Here is a 621-nt window from a genome sequence, read left to right on the forward strand (position 1 = left end):
AAATACTTCAATGTCCCGCAATCAAGGGAAAGGGTATTTATCGTCCTTACAAGGAACGATTTGGAAATGGTTGACATTTCACCTTTACTTAATGAAACAAAGGTTAACAAGGCATTGAAAGACATAATTGATTTTGACGCACCAGCACAAAGTGTTGAGTTGGTTGAAGGCAATTATCTTCAATTCAGCAACTTCATCAATTTACCTAGGGCAAGTGATGGGAAACTGATAAACGGTTTTCACAATAGGTATTGAAGTGTTGAAAAGCAAAGCGGCACAATTTGTGCCGCTGCAATCCCCAAACTGTATTATTTCAACAATATGCTAAACAATTACAATGGTAAGATTATTCAATTAAACTTAGACAAGTTTAATAACCAGAACTCACAAGAGATTAACAAAGTTGCTATGTTAGGCACACTTGTTAATGTAGAGAGAGAGAGAGAGAGAGAGAGAGAGAGAGAGAGAGAGAGAGAGAGCTTAACCTCCTTCCAAGAACACACGTTCAACCAGAAGAAGGACTTTCTCGGAATCGATGGAGTATCTAAAACTTTAAGAGCAGGAGATTGTGAACAAGAAAACAAAATTGCCTATCAAAGAATTCCATTCAATGATGACAGC

2 protein-coding genes are annotated in these 621 nt (G+C 37.4%); both read left to right on the plus strand.

Annotated elements, in window-relative coordinates; genetic code table 11:
- Positions 1-255: DNA cytosine methyltransferase (locus HL054_RS22120; RefSeq protein ID WP_369141287.1), on the plus strand; the 255-nt coding region annotated here is incomplete at its 5' end.
- A gap of 66 nt (positions 256-321) precedes the next feature.
- Positions 322-621 (plus strand): hypothetical protein (locus HL054_RS22125; RefSeq protein WP_369141288.1); only part of this gene is annotated, 300 nt, incomplete at its 3' end.

It is taken from the genome of Modestobacter versicolor (genome assembly GCF_041028285.1).
Lineage (GTDB): Bacteria > Actinomycetota > Actinomycetes > Mycobacteriales > Geodermatophilaceae > Modestobacter > Modestobacter versicolor_A.